The sequence below is a fragment of the Exiguobacterium sp. s46 genome (assembly GCF_018618875.1).
In the GTDB taxonomy this organism is placed as follows: domain Bacteria; phylum Bacillota; class Bacilli; order Exiguobacteriales; family Exiguobacteriaceae; genus Exiguobacterium_A; species Exiguobacterium_A abrahamii.
In genome coordinates, this window is record NZ_JACSMY010000004.1 from 28,378 (window position 1) to 45,502 (window position 17,125).

Annotated in this window: 13 protein-coding genes; 11 read left to right on the forward strand and 2 right to left on the reverse strand. The window is 48.4% G+C overall.

The window, feature by feature from the left end:
- Window position 1 precedes the first annotated feature (1 nt).
- Window positions 2–2,578, forward strand: a complete 2,577-nt coding sequence (clpB, locus tag KNQ08_RS14705) for an ATP-dependent chaperone ClpB (RefSeq protein WP_214806208.1) — start codon at window positions 2–4, stop codon at window positions 2,576–2,578.
- Window positions 2,579–2,705: 127 nt separating this feature from the next.
- Entirely contained in the window at window positions 2,706–3,638 is a 933-nt protein-coding gene (glsA, locus tag KNQ08_RS14710) for a glutaminase A (RefSeq protein WP_023467099.1), read from the forward strand.
- Here glsA and KNQ08_RS14715 read toward each other — a convergent pair.
- Window positions 3,629–4,417, reverse strand: coding sequence for a CHAD domain-containing protein (locus tag KNQ08_RS14715; RefSeq protein WP_149426803.1), 789 nt, complete (start codon window positions 4,415–4,417; stop codon window positions 3,629–3,631). The genes glsA and KNQ08_RS14715 overlap by 10 nt on opposite strands.
- A gap of 92 nt (window positions 4,418–4,509) precedes the next feature.
- On the opposite strand from KNQ08_RS14715, the gene KNQ08_RS14720 reads away from it, so the two are divergent.
- The 5 genes from KNQ08_RS14720 (at window position 4,510) to KNQ08_RS14740 (ending at window position 11,931) form a co-directional block, all read left to right on the forward strand.
- Window positions 4,510–5,865: an MATE family efflux transporter gene (locus KNQ08_RS14720; RefSeq protein ID WP_023467101.1), complete on the forward strand. Its 1,356-nt coding sequence runs from the start codon at window positions 4,510–4,512 to the stop codon at window positions 5,863–5,865.
- The gene (mprF, locus tag KNQ08_RS14725) at window positions 5,862–8,420 is read left to right on the forward strand and encodes a bifunctional lysylphosphatidylglycerol flippase/synthetase MprF (protein WP_214806210.1); all 2,559 of its coding nucleotides are present in this window, start codon (window positions 5,862–5,864) and stop codon (window positions 8,418–8,420) included. The genes KNQ08_RS14720 and mprF overlap by 4 nt, the downstream gene beginning before the upstream one ends.
- Before the next feature lie 183 nt (window positions 8,421–8,603).
- Complete coding sequence (gene nagA / locus KNQ08_RS14730; protein ID WP_214806212.1) at window positions 8,604–9,761, forward strand: N-acetylglucosamine-6-phosphate deacetylase; 1,158 nt, start codon at window positions 8,604–8,606, stop codon at window positions 9,759–9,761.
- Window positions 9,758–10,519, forward strand: a complete 762-nt coding sequence (nagB, locus tag KNQ08_RS14735) for a glucosamine-6-phosphate deaminase (RefSeq protein ID WP_050679000.1) — start codon at window positions 9,758–9,760, stop codon at window positions 10,517–10,519. The genes nagA and nagB overlap by 4 nt, the downstream gene beginning before the upstream one ends.
- Window positions 10,520–10,818: 299 nt before the next feature.
- On the forward strand, window positions 10,819–11,931 hold the full coding sequence (locus KNQ08_RS14740) for an LCP family protein (RefSeq protein WP_231681811.1): 1,113 nt from the start codon (window positions 10,819–10,821) through the stop codon (window positions 11,929–11,931).
- A 56-nt stretch (window positions 11,932–11,987) separates the two neighbouring features.
- Here KNQ08_RS14740 and phnF read toward each other — a convergent pair whose 3' ends face one another.
- Window positions 11,988–12,722, reverse strand: coding sequence for a phosphonate metabolism transcriptional regulator PhnF (gene phnF / locus KNQ08_RS14745; RefSeq protein WP_029340766.1), 735 nt, complete (start codon window positions 12,720–12,722; stop codon window positions 11,988–11,990).
- A 128-nt stretch (window positions 12,723–12,850) separates the two neighbouring features.
- Between phnF and KNQ08_RS14750 the strand changes: the two genes are divergently transcribed.
- The 4 genes from KNQ08_RS14750 to argH all read left to right on the forward strand — a co-directional run bounded on the left by KNQ08_RS14750 (window position 12,851) and on the right by argH (window position 17,115).
- Window positions 12,851–13,999 carry an alanyl-tRNA editing protein gene (locus KNQ08_RS14750; RefSeq protein ID WP_214806214.1) on the forward strand — a complete coding sequence of 383 codons (1,149 nt, stop codon included), beginning with the start codon at window positions 12,851–12,853 and terminating at the stop codon, window positions 13,997–13,999.
- Window positions 13,996–14,424 (forward strand): GNAT family N-acetyltransferase, encoded by a 429-nt coding sequence (locus tag KNQ08_RS14755; RefSeq protein ID WP_023467111.1) that lies wholly within the window; start codon window positions 13,996–13,998, stop codon window positions 14,422–14,424. Before KNQ08_RS14750 ends, KNQ08_RS14755 begins: the two co-directional genes overlap by 4 nt.
- Window positions 14,425–14,542: 118 nt before the next feature.
- The gene (locus KNQ08_RS14760; RefSeq protein WP_050678063.1) at window positions 14,543–15,748 is read left to right on the forward strand and encodes an argininosuccinate synthase; all 1,206 of its coding nucleotides are present in this window, start codon (window positions 14,543–14,545) and stop codon (window positions 15,746–15,748) included.
- Window positions 15,745–17,115: an argininosuccinate lyase gene (gene argH, locus KNQ08_RS14765; RefSeq protein ID WP_214806216.1), complete on the forward strand. Its 1,371-nt coding sequence runs from the start codon at window positions 15,745–15,747 to the stop codon at window positions 17,113–17,115. Before KNQ08_RS14760 ends, argH begins: the two co-directional genes overlap by 4 nt.
- Window positions 17,116–17,125: the final 10 nt, after the last annotated feature.

Below are 17,125 nucleotides of genomic sequence, written 5' to 3' on the forward strand. Positions count from 1 at the left end.
GATGGATTTTGAACGTTTAACGGATCGGGCACACGAGGGAATCGTCTCTGCCCAAGCGATCGCGAAACAACGTCGTCATAGTGAAATCACAGAATGGCATTTGTTACTTGCCTTACTTGCTCAAGAAGAAGGGATTGCACGAGTCGTCTTTGAAAAGCTGAATCAACGGATTGAGACATTGAATGGAGCGATTGACGAGGCGATTGGTAAACTTCCTGCTTTGTCCCAGGCGACGACGCCTCGGATCGGTAGCTCGTTGCTGAACGTGTTGACGGAAGCAGAGACGGAAGCACGTCTCATGCAGGATGACTATGTCTCCGTCGAACACTTATTGCTAGCATTGATCAAACAATCAAGTCCAGCAGCTCAATATTTACGTCGTCAAGGCATCACGGAAGAGACACTCCGGGAAGCGATCGTCAGTATGCGAGGCAATCGGAAGGTCACGACGAAAAATCCCGAAGAGACGTTTGATGTGCTGAAAAAATATGGACGTGATCTCGTAGCGGATTTCCGGTCTGGGAAAACAGACCCGGTCATCGGCCGTGATGATGAGATTCGACGTGTCATCCGGATTTTGAGTCGGAAGACAAAAAACAATCCCGTCTTGATTGGAGAACCCGGCGTCGGGAAAACGGCAATCGTTGAAGGACTCGCGCAACGGATCGTCCGAGGAGATGTACCGGAGAGTCTGAAGAACAAGCAGTTGTTCAGTTTAGACATGAGTGCGCTCGTCGCTGGTGCGAAATACCGGGGTGAGTTTGAAGAACGCCTGCAGGCGGTCTTGAATGAAGTCAAGGAAGCGGAAGGACAAATTCTCTTATTCATCGATGAGCTGCATACGATTGTCGGTGCTGGGAAGACGGACGGCGCAATGGATGCCGGAAACATGCTCAAACCGATGCTTGCGCGAGGAGAATTGCACTGTATCGGTGCGACGACGCTGGATGAGTACCGGAAGTATATCGAAAAGGATCCGGCGCTCGAACGTCGCTTCCAACAAGTCCTCGTCGCGGAACCAGATGTCGAGGATACGATCTCCATTCTGCGTGGACTAAAAGAACGGTTTGAGATTCACCACGGTGTACGGATTCATGACAATGCGCTCGTCGCGGCGGCGATGTTATCCGATCGGTATATTACGGATCGGTTCATGCCGGATAAGGCGATCGATCTCGTTGATGAAGCATGTGCGATGATTCGGACCGATATGGAGTCGATGCCAGCTGAGCTCGATTCACTCGTTCGTCGGGTCATGCAGCTCGAAATCGAGGAAGCGGCGTTAAAAAAAGAAACGGATGAAGCATCTCGGAAACGACTTGCCGTCTTACAGCAAGAACTCAGCTCTGTCCGAGAAGACGAGAGTGCGCTTCGGACACGATGGGAACGAGAAAAAGAGAGTTCGCAAAGTGTCCAGCAGTTACGTGCGGATCTTGAGAAGGCAAAACTGGCGTTACAAGAAGCGGAAGGGCGCTATGATTTGAACCGAGCATCGGAAATCAAGTACGGTCAAATTCCGGATCTTGAGGCACGTCTGAAAGTCGCGGAAGAGTCATCTGAACACGTCTCACACGAACTCGTTCGAGAAGCGGTGACGGAAGAAGAGATATCCGACATCGTTTCGAAATGGACCGGCATTCCAGTGACGCGGCTTGCGCAGGGCGAACGGGAAAAATTACTTTATCTTGAAGATACGCTTCATGAGCGTGTCTTCGGTCAAGACGAAGCGGTCCGTCTCGTCGCGGACGCTGTCATTCGAGCGCGAGCAGGCATCAAGGATCCGAACCGCCCGATTGGCTCGTTCTTGTTCCTCGGTCCGACAGGGGTCGGGAAGACAGAACTCGCAAAAGCCTTGGCAGCGGCGATGTTCGATAGTGAAGATCACATCGTCCGCATCGATATGTCGGAGTATATGGAAAAACACAATGTCTCCCGTCTCGTCGGTGCGCCTCCGGGATACGTCGGTTATGAAGAAGGCGGTCAATTGACGGAAGCCGTTCGACGGAGTCCGTATTCGGTTCTGTTGTTCGATGAGATCGAAAAAGCGCACGGCGACGTCTTTAATATTTTGCTTCAGTTGCTCGACGATGGTCGATTGACGGATGCGCAAGGACGGGTCGTCGACTTCAAAAACACGATCGTCATCATGACGTCAAACATCGGAGCACCCATCCTGCTTGAAGCCGCCAAAGATGGTGTCATCGATGCAGCGGAAGAGGAAGCCGTTCGCCAAGAATTGAAGCGCCACTTCCGACCGGAGTTCTTGAACCGGATCGATGATACGATTTTATTCCATCCACTCCACCGGACGGAAATCGAACGAATCATCGACAAAGCGGTCGAGAAAATGAGTTCACGTTTATCTGGACGTGGCATTACGATTGATGTCACGGATGCTGCGAAGACGTTGATTTTCGAAGAAGCCTTCGAACCACAATACGGGGCGCGTCCAATCAATCGTTATATGCAACGAACGATTGAGACGAAACTTGCCCGTGCCTTGATCAGTGGGGCGATTCAAGATGGCGCCCGGATTGCGATTGACGTAGAAGACGGCGAACTAGTCGTCCACGGATGAAGCAGATGCTAGAAAAAGGAGTCGACTCGGCTGAAACGAGTCGACTCCTTGTAGCGTTTACGGAAGAACCATATCCGTATTCGTCAGATGCGTGATAAGCTAGAAAAAAAGAGAAAGAGGGAACGCCATGAATGTTACACAAGCCCAACTCGAGGAGTTGATTGAAGAATGCCGTCCGTATACAGTGCTTGGACAAGTCGCCAGTTATATCCCAGAGCTTGCGAAGGTTGATCCGACACAACTCGGAATCGCCGTCTGTAATGCCGACGGGACGTTCGTTTCGGCAGGTGATGCGGATACGATGTTTACACTACAGAGTGTATCGAAGATCATCACGCTCGCATTCGTTCTCGAGACATTCGGAGAAGATTATGTTTTTTCAAAAGTCGGGATGGAACCGACAGGCGATGCGTTCAATTCGATCGCAAAACTTGAAGAGACGATTCCGACAAAACCGCTCAATCCAATGATCAATGCAGGGGCACTAGCCGTGACGAGTATGCTACCGGGAACGGATGCTGCCGATAAATTACTTCAATTGCGTCAATTCATCGCAAAGCTATTGGATATTGAAGTAGAAATGGTAAAATATGACGCAGATGTCGCTGAATCAGAATTCGAAACGACGGATTTGAATCGGGCGTTGCTCTACTTCATGCGCTATCACGGTGTCATCGAAGGCAATGTCGAAGAAATCATCGACGTCTATACGAAACAATGTGCGATTTTGACGAACTGTAAAGGACTTGCCATGATGGGGAAAATTTTGAGTACATCCGGTAAGACGCCATCAGGACGCCAAGTCATTTCACGTCGGAACGCACGAATCATTCGAGCAATCATGACGACGTGTGGCATGTACGATGCATCTGGAGAATTTTCCGTCCAAGTCGGGCTTCCAGGAAAAAGTGGTGTTTCCGGTGCAGTCGTTGCTTGCGGTCGAAGTGATTTCGATATGGCCGATCTCGGAATCGGTGTCTTTGGACCATCGCTTGATGCCAAAGGGAACTCGATTGCCGGAACAAAGATGCTGGAATTACTCGTTCAACGTCATCCATGAGCGATTTCAATCTGATCAAGCGCAGAACGTAGTTCGTCCTCTAACCGCTTGATCTGACGCAAACGCTCTTCTTGATAAGCAGATGGAACCTCGAAAGAGCGCCATCTTTCTAATCGCTGATACGTGTCATTGATGTGTCCGAGTCGTGTCTGGGTTGCCTTTAGACGATCGACAGCAGACTTCGGTTGATGCGTATAGGGACGAAGATACTCGACCGTATAACGGTATGCTTTTGTAGCAAGCCGTAATTCATGCATCCGTTCGACACGCTTCGTTCCATCCTTTCGTTGCACTTTTTCAAATTGTTCACGTTTTTTTTCATAGCGTTTCTCAGCGGCCTGAATCAGCTCTTTTTCTGACATCCGTTTGAGGCGCTTTGTCATTGGACCGGCTAAAAAGCGACGAACGGATCGATCCAGTTCATTGGAGATCAAGAGATGCATCGTCTCGATTAAAGTCGAACGTTTCCCTTGAAGTTGCAGAGCGACATGGTTCGCGAATAACTGATCGATTTCTGTTTTGTTTGAGGTTGCTTCGAGTTGTACGTCGAGGTCACGGACTTCGCCGAAAGCATGCATCAGCCGCTTCCAAATCAAATAAACGGGTTCCTCCGTTAAATCGACCAATCGGGCGAATGTGATTAGTTTCCGTAACCGAATTCGCGCTTGATGGACATCTTCCGGATTTTCAAACGTTTGAGCCTCTTTGGCATAATGATTGAAGGTCGACCATGTCTCAAGCAGTTCGAAAGTCAGCTTTTCAGTATCTCGATGGTTCATGAGATGAATCCCTCCTCGGATTATTTTCGTAAGAGTTCAAGAGTGCTAGGTTTTAAAATTAAGGAGGACACCTCCTGAAATGTGGTGGAAACATGTTAGAAACAGTTACGTTCTCAGGAAAGATGAAGCAATTCATGAAAATTTTCTTTCCGATCCTCGTAACGCAAGTCGCGTTTTACTTAATTAGTTTTTTCGATACGGTCATGGCCGGTCGATATGGTTCTGCTGATTTAGCAGGCGTCGGGGTCGGAGCAAGTCTCTGGGCACCCGTCTACACAGGACTGACCGGTATTCTACTTGCCGTCGCACCGCTCGTTTCCCAAGCGATGGGAGCAAAACGCGAGCGGGAAGTCAAACGGATCGTCATGCAGGCGTTGTACGTTGCTGTCGTGATCATTGGTTTGACTGTCGTCATCGGACTTATTGCTGTCAATCCGATTCTCGAACGGATGGAGTTATCAGCAGAGGCGCGTGAAGTCGCGCGAAATTATCTCGTGATGTTAGCACTCGGGATCGTACCGATGTTCGTTTTCTTCGTTTTACGAACACTCGTCGATTCATTAGGTAAATCAAATATCACGATGGTCTTACTACTAATCTCTTTACCCATTAACGTCCTTTTCAATTATCTATTCATCTTCGGAAACTTCGGTTTTCCGGAACTTGGTGGAGTGGGCGCGGGAGTTGCGACTGCCATCACGTACTGGATTCTCTGTCTAGCGATCATCGCTGTCGTCTTCAAAGGAGAATTATTTCAACGCCTTGGGATTCTGCGGCGCTTTTACCGTCCAGATATGAAGCGAATCAAGGAATTGATTCTACTCGGTGCTCCGATTGGTCTAGCGATTTTTTCTGAAGTCAGTATTTTCTCGGCGGTCACGTTGCTGCTCGGAGCGTACGGCGATGTCATCATCGGTGCCTATCAAGCGGCCATCAACTTCGCTTCGTTCGTCTATATGATCCCATTATCTGCTGCGTCCGCTTTGACGATCACAGTCGGTTTTGAGGTCGGTGCCAAACGGATTAAGGACGCTGTCCAGTACGTCGTCATTGGATTGACGATGTGTGTTGCCGTCTCCTTGTTCTCCGGGATCTTGTTGTACTTAAAGAATGAAGAACTTGCCGCTTTATATAGTCGTGATCCTCAAGTCATCGAAGCAGCCGCACATTTCATGATTTTAGCGATTTTCTTTCAACTGTCGGATGCCGTTGCTGCACCGACGCAAGGTGCATTACGTGGATTCAAGGATGTCAACGTCACCTTCTTGTTGACGATTGCTGCCTACTGGGTCATTGGACTACCATTAGGTTTTTATCTCGAACGCTATACGACGCTCGGACCAGATGGTTACTGGTGGGGATTGATCATCGGTCTTGCGGTCGGAGCAACGCTACTACTTGTTCGTCTTATGCATTTAATCCGTAAATCAAGGAGGCTGGCAGCTTGAAATTCTCAAAACAACGCATCATGACGATTGCGAAGATCATCTTGCCGATCGTCTTGATTGGATTCATTTTTTATCAAGGACAAAACGAATTGCGTAGTTTGTCGCTACAGGAATCGATTCAAGCGATTCGTCAAGTCCCATCTTGGCAATTCATCCTGTTGATTCTCGCAGGTCTTGCGGCAGTCTCGACGATGTTCTTTTATGACTTCTTCTTATTACGTTCATTGGAGGCGAAAGTACCGATCGGACTAATTTTCCGAGCATCCTGGATTGCGAACTCCTTTAACGGCATCATCGGATTCGGCGGTCTCGCTGGGATGGCGATCCGCTCCGCTCTTTATCGACCATTCGTTGAAGGCGGTCGTTTGTTGAAGGCGATCGGCTGGATGGCACCGACGTTGATCAGTGGATTGTCCATCTTATCTGCCTTATCGCTTCTACACGTTTTTCCGGCGTTTGAAGTGCTCGATTTAAAAAAATGGCTGTGGCCCGTCATCATTGGTGTCGCATTCTTCTTTCCACTCTATCTGCTGTTCTCGTTTCGACGAGGCAATAGTAGCATCCATCCGAAATCGATTGCGTTATATTCACTCGTTTCACTCGCAGAATGGTTCAGTGCTGGCGTTGTCGTCTATCTGATCTTGGCAGCGCTCGGAACGGATGTTAGTTTCTCAAAAGTCATCGGTGTTTTCATCATCGCTGCGACAGCCGGTTTGATCTCGATGGTACCGGGTGGGTTTGGTTCGTTTGACTTAGTGTTTTTGATCGGCATGCAGCGTGCGGGTGTCGAGGAAGGCATCGTCTTGACAGGATTATTGATCTACCGTCTTGTCTACTACTTGATTCCGTTCCTGATCGGTGTCATTTTCTCAGCTCGGGAGTTCAGCGGTCCGGTCGTCAAGATGATCGAAGACAAACCGATCGTTGGTCCATCGATGGAGGTCGGGGGCGTCATTTGGCGCTTACAACTGCGATTCCTCAGTAAAATTCGTCATTTCACACTCGCATTGATCACACTCGTTGCCGGGATCACGATCTGGGGATTGGCGATTTTACCACCTGTCTCGACGCAATATGAATATTTGGAATCGAAATTACCGCATGAAGCGCTGTTACTCGCGAATAGTTTCTTCTTGATGGGCGGCTTATTGTTCGTCCTCTTATCGACAGCACTGTATCGTCGAACAAAACGGTCGTTATATATGATGTACGGGGCATCTTTTTTCGCGTTGATTGGAATGGCACTTCGTGGTTTTAACTTGATTTCCTTCCTTGCCGTCATCATCGTCCTCGTCTTGCTACTGATGTCGCGAAAAGCATTTCACCGAGAACGAACGCTCATTACGACGACACGGTTCATCCGGGTTGCCTTCGCTGGTCTATTGTACATTGGAGGATTCGTCTTTTTTGGATACGCCTTCTATACACTCGGATCAGCAGACGGAACAAAAGTGTATCCGGCACATGAAATTTTCATGTTTGCAGCGAGTGCCTCTATCTTTGCGCTCGTGTATGTTCTTGTCTTCATCCGCTTATTCAATACATTCAATCAACCGGTTCTCGGTGAGCGATTCGATGCTGAAAAGATCGAGTTGGTGTTGCGTGAGCAGGGTGGGAATTATTTAAGCCATCTTGCGTTTCTAGGTGATAAACGTTTCTTCTTCTCCGAAACAGGACGTTCATTCATCCAGTTCAGTCAGACCGGCAATCGGATCATGGTCCTTGGCGACCCTAGTGGAGATCCGAAGGAACATTCACAAGTCATCGCGTCTTTCTTGCGTCGCGTCGAAGATCTTGGATATATTCCGAACATCTATCAAATTCAAGCGCAAAATATGTCTCTCTATCATGATTTTGGCTTCAACTTCTTCAAACTTGGTGAAGAAGCGATCGTTGATATTCCATCTTTTACTGTATCAGGGAAAAAACGAGCTGGACTTCGGTCGATTAAAAATCGCTTTGAACGAGAGGGCATGACGTTCGAAGTAGTCGAGCCACCTATTTCAGGAACTCTATTAGCAGAACTACAAGAGGTCTCCGACGAATGGTTAGGAGGGAAGTCCGAGAAAGGTTTCTCGCTCGGTTACTTCCACGAACCTTATTTAAACCGGGCACCGATTGGCATCATGCGTGAAGCGGAAGGACGATTGATCGGGTTCATGACATTCATGCCTGCTTACCAAGAAGGGGTCCTATCGATTGACTTGATGCGTTTTCGACCAGATGGACCGAATGGAATCATGGATGCGATGTTCATCCGACTATTCGAGTATGCGAAAGATGAAGGCTACCACACGTTCAACATGGGAATGGCTCCGCTTTCGTCCGTCGGAGAGGACGAGACGTCCTTCTGGCAAGAACGTGTGGCAGCGGATGTCTTCAATAATATTCGCTACATGTATAGTTTCACCGGTCTACGACGATACAAAGAAAAGTACGATCCAAAATGGGAAGGACGATATCTTGCTTACCGCAAGCGTCAATCGTTACCGATGGCAATCTTAAAAGCAACGCGTCTGATTTCTCGAAAGAAAGACCGGATTTTATTACCATGATCGACTGACGCATGAAGTCGGCAATCGACGGGTATACAAAGGGCGACCCTATATCTACGGATATGCGGGATCGTCCTTTTATAATTTCGTTTAAATGTACAAAGGTCTATACAACTAGAATTAATCGCGTTATACTAGATACGGAAGCAAGTCATGGAACGGATAGAGAAAGGAAGATGCCAGATGACAGTGATCATCAATGCTCGGATTTACACGGGGGAGCAGACGATTGAAGACGGCTTCATTCGTTTTGACCGAACAATCGAGGCGATTGGACCCATGTCGAAATTCGAGGAAATCGCAGGAGAAGAGACGATCGATGCGCAGCATCAATCACTCATTCCGGGAATGATCGATGTGCATATTCATGGGGGATATGATGTCGATGTCATGGATGGAGATGTCGAGAGGTTGCGTCATTTCAGCCGACAGATGTTACAAGAAGGTGTGACATCATTTTTAGCGACGACGATTACTCAGGACTGGGGAAATATCACACGCGCGCTTGAGACGGTCCGAGAAGTCGTAGCGCAAGACGATACGACGATCGTCGGCGTTCATCTTGAAGGACCATTCATCAATCCGGATTATGCGGGTGCACAGCCTCACGAACATATCGTCGAACCGGATGTCGAGCAGTTCTTGAAATGGCAAAAAGCAGCAGGGAACACGATCAAGCTCGTCACATACGCTCCGGAACGCCCGGGAGCACGGGCGTTCGAAGAAGCGGTGCGCTTGACGGGTGCGATTCCGTCAGCCGGACATACAGACGCGACGTATGCCCAAAACCAAGCCGGTCACGTCACGCATGGTACCCACCTCTACAATCAAATGCGGGCACTTCATCACCGGGAACCAGGTACGGTCGGATATTGCCTCCTGACACCAGACGTCTATGCGGAGATCATTCCGGATGGGATTCACAGTGCGCCAGAAATGGTCGACTTCTCCTACCGAATGAAAGGCGCAGATCGACTGATCGTCATCACGGATGCGATGCGTGCAAAAGGATTAGCTGATGGTGAATATGAGTTAGGTGGTCAGGCTGTATTCGTTCGAGACGGTGCGGCACGTCTTGAAAACGGTAGCTTAGCTGGAAGTGTCTTAACGATGGACACCGCCTTACGGAATATCATCGCCTATACAGGCTGTTCGCTCGAAGAAGCGGTCCGCATGACATCGGTCAATGCGGCAAAAGAACTTCAATTGACTCAAAAGGGTAGCCTCTCGGTCGGCAAGGATGCGGACATCGTCCTGCTCGACGAAGCGCTACACATTCAAGAAACGATTCATCGTGGTACGCGACACCGGATCACGAACGGAAAGGAGTCTACCTCATGAAATGGATGATCGTAGAAAAAGGAGAAGAATTAGCACAGGTGGCCTATCAATTTTTGAAACAGGAAATTGAGCGTCACCCGGAAGGTTTGACGGTAGGACTGGCAACGGGAAGTTCACCGGTCGGCGTTTATGAAGAATGGCGGAAGGATTCGCTCGATTGTCGACATGTGACGACGGTTAATCTAGACGAATATGTCGGTCTCAGCCCAGAGCATCCACAAAGTTATCATACGTTCATGCAAGAGCATCTATTCAAAGATGTCGCGTTTAAGGAATCATTCGTTCCAATCGGGGACACAGAAGATCCCGTGCGCGAAAGTGAACGATATGAAGCGCTCGTCCGCAATCGAGGAATCGACATTCAATTACTTGGAATCGGAGCGAATGGACACATCGCCTTCAATGAACCAGGTACACCGTTCGATGCTAAGACACACGTAACGGAATTGACAGAGTCGACACGAGAAGCGAACCAACGATTCTTTGATCGATTAGAAGAAGTACCGACGAAGGCGATCACGATGGGAATCGGTACGATCATGGAAGCGAAGAAAATCCTTCTCGTTGCTTCTAGTGAACGAAAGGCAGAAGCGGTTCGCGATATGATGGAAGGTGTCGCAACAACGGATTGTCCAGCAACTGTACTCAAGCGTCATGCTGATGTCATGGTGATCTTGGACGAAGAAGCTGCATCTTTATTGTCAGATGACGCTAAACGTACAGGACGGGCGGCATATCTGAATTTCATGAAAGTATGACGATGGAAGAGCGATGAATCAAAAGGGATAGAGACAATCATTGGATTGACTCTATTCCTTTTTTTGATTCTGTTGAGCCTAGTCTCAAGCGATTTGTTATTTAGATAGAAAGGTATCAACAGGACATATACCAAGATCATTCAATCTCATGATACAGCGCACTAAGGATCCATGATTTTTTCAGTGCAACGATTCCATACGATTTCTTTAACCGAAACGTAAATTGACATTTCATTAAATGTCCGGATAATGGAGATTAGCGAACTTTACGGAAAATTTACATGAAAATGAGGGTTTACATGATGGAAACGCGATCCGCACGAAAGAGACAGCCAAGTGCTGGCAAGATGTTCATGAAAGTCATCGCTGCACTCGTCCTGCTTGTCACAATCATCGGTTCTGGATATGCTGGAGCTGTTTTTATTAAAACGCAAGAAACATTGGCAAAGACGCAGATTAACATTCCCGGCTCGAAGGTGAGCTCTAAATATGATGATGTTCCGTCTGAATCGTTCTTGATTCTTGGAACGGATGAAACGAAAAAAAGTAAAGAACGAAATGAACCGGCGCGATCAGATGTCATGATCGTCGGGATCTTAAATAAAAAAACGGAACAATTAGTGTTGACGAGTATTCCGCGTGATTCACTCGTGAACATCGATTATTCGAAATACGATGTACCTTATGGTAAGACAGGTGTTGAGCAAGATAAAATCACCCATGCCCATTACTTCGGTTCGATGGATAAATCGAATTCCTATAATGGGATTAAATTAGCGCGTGAAACGACAGAAAACCTGCTCGGTATTCAAATCGATCACGTCGTTAAAGTTAATTTCCAAGGATTCGTTCAATTGATTGATGCATTGGACGGCGTAGACATCGATGTACGATATGCGTTCAAAGAGCAAGATTCAAAACGTAAAGCCGGTACTGTCACTGTTGATAAAGGTATGCAACATTTAACAGGAGAGCAAGCACTTGCTTACGTCCGGAACCGTCATGATGATCCGCTCGGTGATATCGGACGCGGTCAAAAACAGATGCAAGTCATTCAAGCGGTCGCCAAAGAAGCGGCAAGTTTCCGTTCCCTCAGTGCATACCGTGATATTTTGGATGCTGTCGGTGATAACGTCGAAACGAATTTAGGTCCGAACGATTATACACGCTTAGCAGATTTCACAGCAGCGTTACGTAACACGACGGAGTACCAACTCGCTGGAGAAGGTTATATTGGTATCAGCGGGAAATGGGAGTATCACCTCGATCCGAATCAATTGGAGCAAGTGAAAAGTAACTTAGCAAAAGCGATGCAAGGTCAAGAAGTCGAACCGATCAAGGAAGAGACAGACCCGGCACAAAGCACGACAGAAGAACCAGTGACGGAAACAGAAGCCGTTCCTGCTCAATAATATACGCTAAAAATCCCCTTGTATCATTGTCACTATACGACGATACAAGGGGATTTTTAGCGTTGTCGTTCCATTTCGACGGTGAAGGTATAGCGGTCTCCTCGGTAAGCAGAGATGACATATTCAAACGGTTGCTCCGTTGTAAGATACGTCAGTTGCTCGACAGATAAGACAGGCGAAGCGGTCGATAGACCAAGATGGCCCGCCTCTTCCTTCGTTGCCAGGCGTGATTCGAACGTTTGACTCGCACGCCCAAGATTTAATCCGCTCGCTTCTGCAAATGCATAGAGCGATGCGGTCGCGACGTCTTGATCGAGTCCAGGTAAGAGCTGTTCCGGGATATAGACGGTCTCAAGGGCAAGCGCTTGCTCATCAGCAATTCGTAAACGTTTCAGTTCATACACCGATGCCCCTTCGCGAATCCGTAGCTTATTGGCAATCGTCATCGAGGCGTCGATGATTTGATAGGAAAGTAGCGCACTCGTCGGTTCTAAACCTAAGTGCTCCATCTCTTCCGAGAAACTCGTCAATCCAGACAGTTGCATGACGATTTTTTTATTCGCGACGAATGTTCCACGTCCTTTTTGACGAATCAAGTAACCGGCGTTGACCAAGTTTGAAATGGCTTGTCGGACCGTCATTCGGCTGATTTGGTGCGCTTCCGCAAATTCGCGCTCGGACGGGATCAGATCGCCAGGTTGAAGAACACCGCTTTCGATTTGTTGTTTTAAGGCAGCTTCGATTTGATAGTAGATGGGGAGTGGTGAATTTTTATTGATATGCTGAATCACGGCATTTCGTCCCTTCGCGATCGGTAGTCTTTCGTCTAGTGTACTAGGAAAAAGGCAAGCCGACAAACGATTCTGGATGAAATATGGCATAATACAGAGTGAAACTGACAGAGAAAGGTGGTCGAGGTATGCGCCCCGAACAAATAGAATCCGATGTCCGAACCTTTCAGACATCCATTCGTGCAACAAAACAAGTAGATGGTTATTGGGTTGCTTTAGAGAAAAGTTACTTCTATCCGGAGAGCGGTGGACAGCCGGCGGATCGTGGAACATTGAACGACCAACCGGTCCTTGACGTTCAAATCGAAGACGGTGTCGTCTGGCACCAACTGGCGACGCCGCTCACAGGTGACGTCACCGGTATCGTAGATGACGCAGTCCGAATCGATCATGCGGCGCAGCATACGGCACAACATGTCATCTCTGCAATCCTACAAGATGAATCAAATATCAAGACACTCAGTTTTCGGACGGGAAGTGAGGTCTCGACGCTTGATATCGAGACACCTGAATGGACAACTATGCAACAAGAACAGCTGGATCGACGATTACGACATGTGATTGAACAAGGATTACCGATCACGGCGACAGAGTATGACGAGGCGGAAGCGCTACGCTTACCATTACGAAAAACACCACAAGTTGAAGGACGAATTCGTGTCGTTCAAATCGGCACACTCGATTATAGTGCCTGTGGTGGGACGCATCTTGATTCGACGGCACAGCTCGAGTCGATTCTCTTTACCGGAGTCGAGCGGATTCGTGGAAATATTCGTCTGTCCTATGTCGCGAAGGAACGGGCATACCAACTCGTTCAGGCAGAACGACGAGCCTTACGGGAAGCGGCGCAAGCCTTGTCGGTCAAACCAGTTCAAATGCTAGAAGCCGTCCAAGCGTTACAAGAAGAGCAGAAACGCTTAACGAAACAGGTCGAATACGCCCAGGAACAACTCGCAACGTTCACACTCGCTCACGCTTTAGAACAACAAGAAGGCATTCTTGTGTTTGAACATCTGGATGAAGAAATCAAAATATCCGAGCAACTTGCTAAAGCGATTCAAGAAGCGGGACGCGTCGGCGTCGTCTGGAATGCGACGACGAACAAGCTACTGATGAGTAGTCCAGGTGAACCCCATCTCGGGAAGTTCGCTAAAGCACATGTTCAATCATTTAATGGGCGAGGCGGAGGAAGTGCGGTTCAGGCACAGGCGCAATTTACGAATCGGGATGATGCGATGGCATATGTCGATCGATTACGGGAGGAATATCAGTCATGACAGTCATTCAAGTACGTACAGCAGAACAACATCAAGCCGTCCGGATGATCCGGGAGCGTGTCTTCGTCGAGGAACAAGGCGTACCACGCCATCTTGAATACGATACACACGATGAGACAGCGATTCATCTGCTTGTCCTCGATGAACAGAGTCGACCGGTCGCAACGGGACGTACCCGCCCATATGACGACCAACGGATGAAGGTAGAACGTGTAGCAACGCTAGCGACAGCACGAGGAAAAGGATACGGTGGTGAGTTGATGCAGGCGATGGAACGAGTCGCACGTCGCGAAGGGAAGCAATTGCTAACACTCGGCGCACAAGTTCAAGCGATCCCGTTTTATCAAGGACTCGGGTATACGATCGTCTCCGATGAATTCGATGATGCGGGCATCCCGCACCGAACGATGGAGAAAAAAATGTAAGTCATTTTGAAAGAAATCCTGCAAAAAGGGTTTCTTTTTTTTGTTTTCTATGTATATATATAATTCATAATGAATTTTTATACAGACAGATGAATTTAAAACCAGGAGGGAATTATACATGTCGAAACAAAAATTGATCTTAGCGTACTCTGGGGGACTTGATACATCGGTAGCCATTAAATGGTTGAGCAAGGACTATGACGTCATTGCCTTATGCATGGATGTCGGAGAAGGAAAAGATTTATCCGTCATTAAAGAAAAAGCACTCCTCGTCGGTGCGATCGAATCGATCGTCCTCGATGTAAAAGAAGAATTCGCACAAGACTTCGTATTACCGGCACTTCAATATGGCGCGCATTACGAAAATGCCTATCCGTTGATTTCAGCGCTTTCGCGTCCGTTGATCGCAGAAAAGCTCGTCGAAGTCGCGCATCAACATGGTGCAACAGCGGTTGCTCACGGATGTACCGGAAAAGGGAACGACCAAGTCCGGTTCGAAGTTTCGGTCGCAGCACTTGATCCATCACTCGAAGTCATCGCACCGGTTCGGGAATGGAAATGGTCACGGGAAGAAGAGATCGCCTATGCGAAAGAAAACAACGTGCCGATCCCGATCAACCTCGACAGCCCATACTCAATCGACATGAACCTCTGGGGACGGAGTAACGAGTGTGGCGTCCTAGAAAACCCTTGGACAGAGCCACCACAAGACGCTTACGCGTTAACAGTAGCGCCAGAAGACGCACCGGATCAGGCAGAAGAAGTCATCATTGGCTTTGAAGCAGGTGTTCCGGTCTCGATCAACGGAACGACATATCCACTGGCGAAACTGATCACGGAACTGAACATCATCGCTGGTGCACATGGGGTCGGACGGATCGACCACGTCGAGAACCGTCTCGTCGGTATCAAATCGCGGGAAGTCTATGAGTGCCCAGGAGCAACGGTTTTACTCAAAGCTCACGCTGCACTCGAGACGATTACATTGACGAAGGACGTCGCGCATTTCAAACCACTACTCAGCAAACAATACGCAGAAACGATCTATAACGGTCTCTTCCATGCACCATTGACAAAAGGCTTGAAAGCATTCCTGACGGCGACACAACAGGACGTCACAGGAGAAGTTCGCGTTAAACTGTTCAAAGGAAACGCAACCGTGACAGGTCGTCAGTCCGCTGTCTCACTCTACGATGAGAAACTTGCGACGTATACGAAAGAAGACGCGTTCGATCATGAAGCAGCAAAAGGCTTCATCAAATTACACGGACTTGCCGTTTCGACTCATGCGAGCGTACATCGTCAGGCGGGTGTAACGAAATGACCAAACTCTGGGGTGGACGTTTTACGGAAAGTGCTTCCGCTCAAGCGGAAGCCTTCGGAGCATCGATCACGTTCGATCAAAAATTAGCGAGCGTCGATTTAAAAGGCAGTCTCGCACACGCGCAGATGCTATTTGAACAAGGGATCCTCGCTCAAGACGAGTGGACACAAATCGAGCAAGGACTGAAGCAACTGGAAACGACGTTAGCGGATCATGTGTATACGCTAGCAGATGAAGACATTCACATGAATCTCGAGCGTCTATTGACGGAACAGATTGGTCCGGTTGCAGGAAAACTGCATACGGCACGGAGCCGAAATGACCAGGTCGCAACGGATTTACATCTATGGATGGAACAACATGTTGAAGCGTTGACGACGGCATTACGCGAGCTCCAATCGGTTATCACGGAACAAGCTGAGCAACATATCGAGACGGTCATGCCAGGTTATACGCATTTGCAACGGGCACAACCGATCTCGCTTGCGCATCACTTGCTCGCTTATTTCTGGATGTTCGAACGTGATGTCGAACGGTTGACGGATAATCAAAAGCGGATCCGGAAATCACCGCTCGGGGCAGGCGCGCTCGCAGGGACGACATTCCCAATCGATCGTTTCCGTTCTGCCGAGTTGCTCGGTTTTGAGTCAATCTATCCGAACAGTCTCGACGCTGTCTCCGACCGCGATTTCGTCATCGAATACCTCGGGATCGCCTCGACCGTCATGATGCATCTCTCGCGTTTTTGTGAAGAAATCATCATCTGGGCATCGCAAGAATTTGGCTTCATCGAGTTGTCTGATGCTTTCTCGACAGGGTCGAGCATGATGCCACAGAAGAAAAATCCTGATTTCGCTGAATTGATTCGTGGGAAAACGGGGCGCGTCTACGGCAATCTGATGGGCTTCTTGACGACGATGAAGGCATTACCACTCGCTTACAACAAAGACATGCAAGAGGATAAGGAAGGGGTCTTCGATACAGCAGATACCGTTCTCCAATCCGTTCAAATCTTCACCGGAATGATTGAATCTGCGACGTTTAAGACCGAAGCGCTCAAGAAGGCGACAATGCAAGACTTCTCGAATGCAACGGAACTCGCCGACTACCTTGTAACGAAAGGCATACCGTTCCGGGAAGCGCATGAAGTCGTCGGCAAAGCCGTCCTTTACTGTGTGCAGAACGGTTGTTTCCTGAAGGATTTGAACCTCGAGACGTATCAAACGTTCCATCCTGATATCAAGGAAGACGTCTATCCGCTCCTCGATCCGGTTCAAGCAGTAGCACGCCGGACTAGCTACGGCGGAACAGGGTTTGCTGCCGTGTCGGAGCAACTCGAACTCGCGAAACAGCATCTTGCGAATTGACGAATTTTGA